Genomic DNA, 10122 nt, shown 5'->3' on the forward strand with positions numbered 1-10122 from the left:
AGGAGATTATGAAATTTCATTATGGTGGACAGAATGGGCAAGCAGATCAGACAATGTTGCTGTTGAAATACGAGACGGAGCAGTATTATTGGAAACAATTCATATAAATCAGCAAGTAAACGGAGGCAAATGGAATATCATTAACACATACAGCTTTACTGGAACAGCAAATATAATAATAATATCAACAGGAGATGGAACAAGCACTTGCGCTGACGCAGTAAGATTTGAGCCATAGCAATTTTAATTTAGCTAGACTATATTTTTTTGAAGTTAATTAAAAATATCACATTTTTTACAGCATTATAAGAAAAATAAAAAAAGCGCCTTGTTTAAGGCGCTTTTTTCTTTAATAAATTATTTTTTTAAAATTGTTTGCGAAAGTTCTTTTTTCTTTTCCAACATCAATTTTTTTGTGTCTGCCTCTAAATTCAGTCGTAAAACAGGTTCTGTGTTTGAAGCGCGGACATTAAACCACCAATTATTATATTCCACTGTGATCCCGTCTAATTTAAACTGTTTTCCATTGGAATATTTCTTTTTTATTTCTTTAATTTTTTTGTTTTTGTCAAGTATTTTAAAATTTGTTTCTTCTATTTGATAATATTTTTGGAAATTTTTTACTATTTGAGATATTTTTTGATTTGATTTTGACAGAATTTCTAAAATAATTAAAGCTGTTATTATACCGCTGTCAGCATAAAAATTGTCGCGATAATAATAATGTCCGGAAAGTTCACCCCCGAATATAGCGTTATTTTTTTTCATTGTTGCTTTTATAAAAGAATGTCCAACTTTTTCTATTATTGGTATTCCGTTATATCCTTTAATAGTTTCAGGCACAATATGTCCGCATCTTAAGTCGTAAATTATTTTTTCATTCGTATTTTTTACTAAAATATTTTTAGCGATTATAGCCGTGATTATAGCTCCTGATATTGGCTTGGCTTTTTCATTAATAAAAAAAACTCTGTCAGCGTCGCCGTCAAACGCCATTCCTAAATCAGCTTTTTCTGTCTTTACTTTTTTTATTAAATCTTTTAAATTTTTTTTCTCCATCGGGCTTGCCAGATGATTTGGAAAATTTCCGTCTAATTTAAAATAAAGAGGAACAATTTTCGTTGGAAGTTTGTTAAAAAAAATTGGAACAATTTTTCCTGCCATTCCATTGCCTGCGTCAATAACTATTTTTAAAGATTTTATTTGTTTTTTGTTTATAAAAGATAAAGCAAATTTTTTATAATCTTGTAAAATATTTTTTTTGAAAATTTTACCTTTATTTTTTAACACTTTATATTCTTTTGTTAATTCTTTAATTTTTTTAAGTCCTGTGTCTTCGCTGACAGGTTTTGCTTTTTTAAGGCAGAATTTAAATCCATTGTATTTGCCTGGATTATGAGAAGCAGTAATCATTATTCCAGGCAAATTTAATTTTCCTGACGCGTAATATATAGTGTCTGTTGAAACCAAGCCAATATCAATAACATCAACGCCAGAGTCGTTTATTCCTTGAACAAGTTTTTTAAAAATTTTATTGGAAGAAATCCGCATATCTCTGCCGACAATAATTTTTTTGCTTTTCGCAAAATGCGCGAAAGCATTGCCAATAAGTTTAGTGTCATTTTCGTCAAGTTGAGAAGGATAAATTCCCCTTACATCATAAGCTTTAAAAATAGAATAATCCATATTGCAAATTAAAAATTTAAAATTAAAAATTATGGAGTTAATTTTTTTTAAAAAATTTTTATGAAATAATTTAATACAAGCTTTTACTCTTTAATTTATTTTATTATATCATCTTTTGCGCCTTTGTAAAATATGTGGTATAATATAATTGATTTAAAATTCCGAACAATATTAATTTTTTGGGTATTCGGATAATTTTTGTGATTTTGAGTCACTATACCTATGCGACAAGTAAAACCAAAAACCAATGAATTATTTTCACCAGGTCATAGGGCTTGTCCTGGCTGTGGTTTAGCAATCACGGCGCGTTTAGTAGCGGAAGCAGCTGGACCCAACACTATTATTTCAAACGCTACAGGATGTTTAGAGGTAACAACAACCCCTTATCCAGAAACCGCGTGGGGAATGCCTTGGATACATTCGCTTTTTGAAAACGCTTCAGCTGTTGCTTCAGGCATTTCAGCCGCGTTAAAGCAAAAAAAGCAGAGCAATGTTAAAATAATCGCGCAGGGAGGAGACGGCGCTACTTATGATATCGGGTTTGGTTTAATTTCTGGAATGTGGGAAAGACAAGAAGATATATTGTATATTTGTTATGATAATGAAGCATATATGAATACAGGCGTGCAAGCGTCAGGAGCGACTCCTTATGGCGCTCATACAACAACAACTCCAAAAGGTAAAAAATCAATCGGCTCAACTTTTTTTAAAAAAGATATGCCTGCGATAGCAATGGCGCATAATTTGGCTTATGTCGCGACAAGTTCAGCAGGCTATCCAACTGATGTTCAAAATAAAGTAAAAAAAGCTTTATCAATTAAAGGTTCTAAATACATTCAGATTTTGACGCCTTGTGTTCCTGGCTGGGGAATAAACGCGAAGCAGACAATAATGCTTGGCAAATTGGCGCATCAAACAGGTTTATGGCCAATATATGAGGTTGAAGCAGGGACAATAACAAATGTGATGTCATTTCCTAAAAATCCGCCAAAAGTAGAAGATTATTTAAAATTACAAAAAAGATTTGCGCATTTGTTCGCGAAAAAAGAAAATAAAAAAGAAATTGAAAAAATTCAAAATATAGCAAATAATAATATTAAAAAATATAAATAAAAAATAAGTTAATTTATCCACAGAAAAGCTCTGCTTTTTATTTTTTTTAGTTTAAAATGGCTGGTTGACAAGCACAATATATGGTATTATAATAATATTAGAAATACTAAATATTGTAAATTTTTTTTGTCATTCTGAACTTCTTGCCTGCCGGCAGGCAGGGATTCAGAATCTGCAAGTTTATAAAGCAGATTTCGTGTCAAGCACGGAATGACATCAATATTTTATGAAATGTTTTAATTGCCATTATTTTGACACAAAAGTAATAGATTCGCGCTTAACAAACCAAGATTTTGCTGTTCGGCGGCGCAGAGAATGTTTGAAATGCGGATTTCGTTTTTCTACTTTAGAAGAAGCTGTAATTTTTGATTTAACAATTGTTAAACAGAATCACGGGCGAGAAGTTTATAATAAAGAAAAAGTAGAAAAAGGATTAAAAAAAGCTTTGGAAAAAAGACAAACTTCTGATGAAAAATTTAAAAAACTGGTTAATCAAATAGAAATTGATTTGCAAAAATTAAAAAAGAAAGAGATTGAAAGCAAGGAGATCGGAGAGATAATAATGAAAAGATTAAAAGGAGTGGATAAGGTGGCTTATATTCGTTTTGCTTCTGTTTATAAATCATTTGAAGATCCTGAAACTTTTAGAAAAGAGATTAATGAATTATTAAAAAAGAAAGTTAAAAAAAATAAAAAAAGTAAAAAATAATAAATTACTTTTTGTCATTCCCGCGAAGGCGGGAATCTAGATTTTACAAAATAAACACTGGATTCCCGCCTTCGCGGGAATGACAGAATATACTTATTTTATCTGGTTTCATAAATGAATTATCCAACAGCAAGCTGATGGGGTATATCTACGATTTAAAGTAATTATAAATAATAATATTAAAAAAAATTATGTCCAAAAAAAAGATTAGTAAAATTTTAAAAAGAGACGGAAAAATCTCTGATTTTAATGAGAAAAAAATTCAAGAAGCAATTTTAAAAGCTTTAAATATTACTGGCGAAGCAATTAAGTCAGAAAAAAAAGCTAAAATTTTGTCTGAAAAAGTAATTGAAATTTTAGCTAAAAAATTTCACAGCCGTTCAATCCCCGCCGTGGAGGAAGTTCAAGATATTGTTGAAGAAGCCTTAATAACATCTAGGCTGATTAAAACAGCCAAAGCTTATATTCTTTATCGTGACCAAAGGGCAAAATTAAGAGAAGTTGAAAGCTTAATTGATTCCAGCGAGCTAATGAAAAAGTATTTAGACAAACTTGATTGGCGGATAAAAGAAAACAGCAATATGAGCTATTCACTGCAGGGGCTTAACAACCATATCGCGTCAGCTGTTTCTTCCAGATATTGGCTGAATAAAGTTTATTCTAAAAAAATAGGCGACACGCACACAGAAGGAGATATTCATATTCATGATTTACAATTGTTGGCTCCTTATTGCGCTGGCTGGGATTTAAAAGATTTATTGGTTAGGGGATTTGGAGGCGTGAGCGGAAAAGTTGAATCAAAGCCGGCAAAACATTTTAGAACAGCTTTGGGGCAGATTATAAATTTTTTTTATACTTTGCAAGGCGAAGTCGCAGGCGCGGAAGCTTTTTCAAATTTTGACACTTATTTAGCTCCGTTTATTAAATATGATAAATTAAATTATGACGAAGTAAAACAGGCTTTGCAAGAATTTTTATTTAATATTAATGTTCCGACAAGAGTAGGATTTCAAACGCCATTTACAAATTTAACAATGGATTTATTCGCTCCTAATATGATGAAAAATGAAAGCGTTATTATCGGCGGAAAACCGCAAAAAGAAAAATACGGCGATTTTCAAAAAGAGATGGACACATTAAATATGGCTTTCGCGGAATTAATGATGGAAGGCGACGCAAAAGGCAGAGTTTTTACTTTTCCAATTCCGACCTATAATATCACGAAAAATTTTGACTGGGATAGTAAAGTAATGTTAAAAGTTTTTGAAATGACGGCAAAATATGGAATTCCTTATTTTTCAAATTTTATAAATTCTGATATGAGCCCAGAAGACGCGCGAAGTATGTGTTGTCGTTTGCGTTTGGACAACAGAGAATTAAGAAAAAGAGGGGGCGGGCTTTTTGGAGCTAATCCTCTGACTGGTTCTATTGGAGTAGTCACAATTAATTTGCCAAGAATAGGATATCTATCAAATAAAAAATTTCCAAAAGATATTGAAAAAGCTAAAAAATATTTTTTTGAACGACTAGCGGGATTTATGGATGTTGCCAAAGACAGTTTGGAAGTTAAAAGAGAACTAATTGAAAAATTATCTGATAACGGGCTTTATCCCTATGCTCGGCATTATTTAGACGGAATTAAGAAAAAGTTTAATCAATATTGGAAAAATCATTTCGCGACAATTGGAATTAATGGAATGAATGAAGCATGCTTAAATTTATTTGGCGAAAATGTAGGTTCTGAACAAGGAAAAAAATTCGCATTGGAAATTATGGATTTTATGAGAGGAAAAATGACCAAATATCAAAATGAAACTAATAATTTATATAATTTAGAAGCAACGCCAGCCGAAGGCGTGACAAGAAGGTTTGCTAATTTAGACAAAAAAAAATATTCAGACATAATTGTCGCGAATGAAAAAGAAGTAAAAGAAAAAGGAGTGGCGCCTTATTATACAAATTCTAGCCATCTTCCAGTTAATTTTTCAGAAGATATTTTTGAAGTTCTTGATTTGCAGGATGAACTTCAAACAAAATATACTGGCGGAACAGTTATACATGGATTTATTGGCGAGAAAATGCCGTCAGTTGAAGCGACCAAAAAGATTGTTAGAAAAATCGCTGAAAATTATCGTCTTCCATATTATACTATTAGTCCGACTTTTAGTATTTGTCCAGAACATGGATATATTGCTGGCGAACATTTTAAGTGTCCAAAATGCAAAGCAGAAACAGAAGTTTATTCAAGGGTTGTAGGGTATTTGCGACCAGTAAAACAATGGAACGATTCAAAACAGGCGGAATATAATAAAAGAGTAGAATATAAAATTAAAAATTAATATATTGCTTGTAGTGTGTTTTTGTAGTGGCGGGTCTTGTATCCGCCCTTATTACAAAATTATAATTTATGTTTAAATTCCCCCTTTAGCAAAGTGGGATCAAGGAGGATTTTATAATTTAAAATTTAAAAATCCTCCAACCTCCTTTTCCAAAGGAGGATTAATTATAAAAAGTTTTTTATTTTTATGCTGATCGCTGGTTTGCAAAAAATGTCTCTTATAGATTATCCAAATAAAATGACCGCTATAATTTTCACGGTCGGCTGTAATTTTGATTGCGCTTATTGCCATAATAAAGATTTGTTTAAAGATAAAAACATAAAAGATAGATTAATTTCAGAAAAAGAAATATTTGAATTTTTAAATAAAAGAAAAAATATTTTAGAAGCTGTTACAATTACGGGAGGCGAGCCGACTCTGCATAAAGATTTGCCGGATTTTATTAACAGAATTAAAAAACTTGGTTTTTTAGTGAAATTAGACAGCAATGGAACAAATCCCGTGATGTTAAAAGAGTTAGTCAATAAAAAATTAGTTGATTATGCCGCGGTAGATATCAAAGCGCCGTTTAATAATGAAAAATATAAAAAAATTGTTCAAGTTGATTGTTCTAATTTTTTAAAAAATATTTCAGAGAGTGTGGAATTTTTATTAAAAGACAGAATTGATTTTGAATTTCGCACAACATTAACTAAAGGACTATTGACACAAGGTGATATCGTAGACATTGTAAAAAAAATTAAAAATAACAGAATATATTATTTGCAGAATTTTGTTTTTCCTGAAAAGCAAGAATTTAAAAATATGGACGAGAATGGAGAAGTAGTGTATAATAAATTAAAAAAGTTAAAGCCGATGGAAAATAGCGATTTAGAACAATTAAGAAACATTATTGAAAAAATGGGACAAAAATGTGAAATTAGAAATTAAATAAGTTTGTTATTTTTAGTATTGTCATTCTCAATTTGACTGGGAATCTAACATAAATAAAATTATGAGCAAAAAAAATTTATCAGACGCGAAAATAGAAGAGCCGACAAATTTAATGGAAACGAATGATGATAAGATTATCAGGCTTTTAGAAGAGAATTTGGAAATTTCCAAAGAAAGTTTAAAATCAAATAAAAAAGTAACGCGCTGGGTTACTTGGCAAAAAATTAAATTTTGGGTTTATTTTGTTTTGATTATTGTGCCTTTAGGCTTGGCTGTTTTTTATCTTCCGCCTATTTTAAATCAAGGTTTGGAGCAATACAGGGATCTATTAAATAGTTTTATGGCTATTGGTCAGCAAGGAAATTTAAATGATGTTAATTTAGAAGATTTTAAAAGAATGAGATAAATTTTATTTGGCAAGTTAAGTTTTTTTATAAGAAAGAAACCATAAAATAGAGTTTCTTTTTTTTACCTTGAATAAAAAAATTTTATAAGTTATAGTTTATTATATGTCTATTCAAGATTTGATACAACAATTTAGCGAGTTAAAAGAAAAAATAAGAAAAATAGCAGAGTTGCTTAAAATTGAAGATAAAAAAATAAAATTTAAGGCATTAGAAATAGAAATGTCAGGAAGCGATTTTTGGGATGATCAAGAAAGAGCGCGCGTTGTTTCGCAAACAGCCAATGATTTAAAAGAAGAAATTGAAAAATGGGAGAAAATAAAAAAAGAAGTTAATGATTTATTAGAATTAGCTGAGAATAAAGACGAAGAATTGGAAGATCAATTAAAAAAAGAATTAGAAAAAAAAGAAAAAGAATTTTTTAAAATGGAATTTTTTGTTTTGTTTTTTGGCAAATATGATAAGAATAATGCTATTTTATCAATTCACGCAGGCACAGGAGGTGTTGACGCTCAAGATTGGGCGGAAATGCTGTTAAGAATGTATTTAAGGTTTTGCGAAAATAAAAAATGGAAAATTAATATTGTTGATAAAGCGAGCGGAAACGAAGCAGGCATAAAAAGCGTTACTATCCATATTAAAGGCAAAAACGCTTATGGGTTTTTAAAAAGCGAAGCAGGAACGCATCGCTTGGTTCGGATTTCTCCTTTTGACGCGGAAAAAATGCGCCATACTTCTTTTGCTTTAGTTGAAATATTGCCTGAATTTTTAGAAACAAATAAAATTAAAATTAAAGATGATGATTTGAAAATAGAAACTTTTAAATCTTCCGGGCATGGCGGACAAGGAGTTAACACAACAGATTCTGCCGTAAGAATTGTTCATATTCCAAGCAAAATAACTGTTGTTTGCCGTAATGAAAGATCTCAGTTGCAAAATAAAGAAACAGCGCTGAAAATTTTACAAGCTAAACTTTTAGCAAATCAAGAACAAGAAAAAAAACAAGAACAAAAAGAATTAAAAGGTGAAATTAAAAAAGCGGAATGGGGCGCTCAAATTCGCAGTTATGTTTTGCAGCCTTATAAAATGGTAAAGGACCATCGCACAAAATTTGAAACACAGGAAGTTGACAAAGTTTTAGACGGAGAGATAGACGGATTTATTGAAGAATATTTAAAATTTTTAAAAAAATAAAAAATTTTATTTGACTATTTAATATCGTAGATATATAATATAGATGTCTATTCAATATCGTAATTTTTAAAGATGAAAGCAAATCAAAATACAACAAAAAATATATCTCTTTATAATCCTTGGTATCAGGATAAAAATTTTTTATTTTTGGAAAAAAAATATAAAAAAAGAAAACAGTATTATGATGTAGAAAAATATTTAGATAAAGAGCTTATTATTTCCGTTATTGGATTAAGAAGAACGGGTAAAACAACCATTATTAAGCAGATAATTAACGCTTTGTTAAAAAAAGTAGCTTCAAAACAAATATTTTTTTACCAGTTTGATGAGGAAAATATTGATTTAGAATCGAAATTGGATTTTTATTTCCAAAATATTTTAAAGCAGGATATTTATAAAGCAAATTGTTATGTGTTTTTAGATGAATTGCAAAATATTTCTAATTGGCAGGTGGTTTTGAAAAAATATTATGATATTAACAATAAAATTAAATTCATTATCAGCGGATCAACTCATTTATATCTGCATAAAAACACCAAAGAAAGTTTGGCTGGCAGAATAATAAATATAGATATACGTCCTTTTAGCTGGCATGAATTTCTCAATTTTAAATATGAAAAAAATTATGATTTTTTAAAAAACATTTTTGAAAATAATTTTTTAGAGATAGTAAAAAATAATCGTGATATATTACTATACAAAAATGACCTAAAAACATTTTTGTCTTATGGTGAGTATCCTTATTTTTTTCATGAAGTAAATTCTTTTGAATTGGATAAATATTTTAAAGATTCAATCTTGGATAAAATTTTTTCTCGCGATATAAAATTATTTGATATTGACAATCACAACGCTTTTTTTCAGCTTTTTAAAGTTTTAAATAAAGATAGCGCCCAGGAAATAAATTTACAAAATATTTCAAGAGAAATCGGATTAAATGTTATTACCATTAAAAGATATATCGGAATTTTAGAAAAAATGTTTTTATACCATTATATTTATAAATACACTAAAAGTATCAGACAGCAGATAAAATCATTTAAAAAAGGATATGTTGCTTCTCTTAATTTGTCAAAAGTTTCTTTAAATATTGATTATTTAGATATTAGCAATGAGCAATTCGGGCATATAATAGAAACTTTTATTTATAATGAAATAATAAAAAATAATATCGATAATATTAATTTTTATAATAATACCAAGATTAAAAAAGAAGTTGATTTTGTAATTGCAAATAACAAAAAAATTATTCCAATTGAAGTTAAGATAAACGATCAGATAAATAAAGCGCATCTTAAAAATTTAGTTTATTTTATGGAAGATAATAAAATAAACAACGGCATTTTAATTTATGGGGGAGAAGAAATAAAAACCATAAAAATCAATAAATTAAAAATAGATTGTTTGCCGTATTTTATGATTTAAAAATAATCTTATATTGGAATAAGAAAAAAATTTATATAATTTAGATCAAGCTCATAAAGAAGCTAAAATAATTGAGAAGAAAGCTGAATAGTTGTCAGATAGGGAAGGGGTTAAGAAAGTGAAATAACGGGTTTGATTTTGATAAAGCCAAAAGTTTAAAATATTTGAATAAATAATTTGAATAAATAAAACGCTACATTCTAATCCAAACCTTAATTAACTAAAAAAAGACATTTTTTTTGGTATAATTGTTTAATCTAACAAATTAACAATTAACCAATAAAAAGATGCCTTATAAACATATTACATCAATACAGCG

The 10122-nt window shown here is 29.1% G+C and carries 9 protein-coding genes; 8 read left to right on the forward strand and 1 reads right to left on the reverse strand.

Annotated elements, in window-relative coordinates; genetic code table 11:
* Nucleotides 1-238 (forward strand): hypothetical protein (locus U9O55_03325; GenBank protein MEA2088841.1); only part of this gene is annotated, 238 nt, incomplete at its 5' end.
* 119 nt (nucleotides 239-357) lie between these two features.
* On the opposite strand, the gene U9O55_03330 is transcribed toward U9O55_03325, so the two are convergent.
* Nucleotides 358-1686, reverse strand: coding sequence for a phosphomannomutase/phosphoglucomutase (locus U9O55_03330; GenBank protein MEA2088842.1), 1329 nt, complete (start codon nucleotides 1684-1686; stop codon nucleotides 358-360).
* 222 nt (nucleotides 1687-1908) lie between these two features.
* Here U9O55_03330 and U9O55_03335 point away from each other — a divergent pair, with 222 nt between their 5' ends.
* From U9O55_03335 to U9O55_03365, 7 genes are all read left to right on the forward strand, one after another.
* Nucleotides 1909-2799, forward strand: coding sequence for a thiamine pyrophosphate-dependent enzyme (locus U9O55_03335; GenBank protein MEA2088843.1), 891 nt, complete (start codon nucleotides 1909-1911; stop codon nucleotides 2797-2799).
* Nucleotides 2800-3025: 226 nt separating this feature from the next.
* Nucleotides 3026-3508: a transcriptional regulator NrdR gene (gene nrdR, locus U9O55_03340; protein ID MEA2088844.1), complete on the forward strand. Its 483-nt coding sequence runs from the start codon at nucleotides 3026-3028 to the stop codon at nucleotides 3506-3508.
* A gap of 191 nt (nucleotides 3509-3699) precedes the next feature.
* Complete coding sequence (locus U9O55_03345; GenBank protein MEA2088845.1) at nucleotides 3700-5847, forward strand: ribonucleoside triphosphate reductase; 2148 nt, start codon at nucleotides 3700-3702, stop codon at nucleotides 5845-5847.
* Nucleotides 5848-6033: 186 nt separating this feature from the next.
* Nucleotides 6034-6777, forward strand: a complete 744-nt coding sequence (locus U9O55_03350) for an anaerobic ribonucleoside-triphosphate reductase activating protein (protein MEA2088846.1) — start codon at nucleotides 6034-6036, stop codon at nucleotides 6775-6777.
* Nucleotides 6778-6841: 64 nt separating this feature from the next.
* Nucleotides 6842-7186, forward strand: coding sequence for a hypothetical protein (locus tag U9O55_03355; GenBank protein ID MEA2088847.1), 345 nt, complete (start codon nucleotides 6842-6844; stop codon nucleotides 7184-7186).
* Between the two features lie 103 nt (nucleotides 7187-7289).
* Nucleotides 7290-8378, forward strand: a complete 1089-nt coding sequence (gene prfB, locus U9O55_03360) for a peptide chain release factor 2 (protein ID MEA2088848.1) — start codon at nucleotides 7290-7292, stop codon at nucleotides 8376-8378.
* 72 nt (nucleotides 8379-8450) lie between these two features.
* A complete protein-coding gene (locus U9O55_03365) occupies nucleotides 8451-9803 on the forward strand; it encodes an AAA family ATPase (protein ID MEA2088849.1) in 1353 nt (450 codons plus the stop codon).
* The last annotated feature ends 319 nt before the right edge of the window (nucleotides 9804-10122 follow it).

This window comes from Patescibacteria group bacterium (genome assembly GCA_034660655.1).
Lineage (GTDB): Bacteria > Patescibacteriota > Patescibacteriia > JAACEG01 > JAACEG01 > JAACEG01.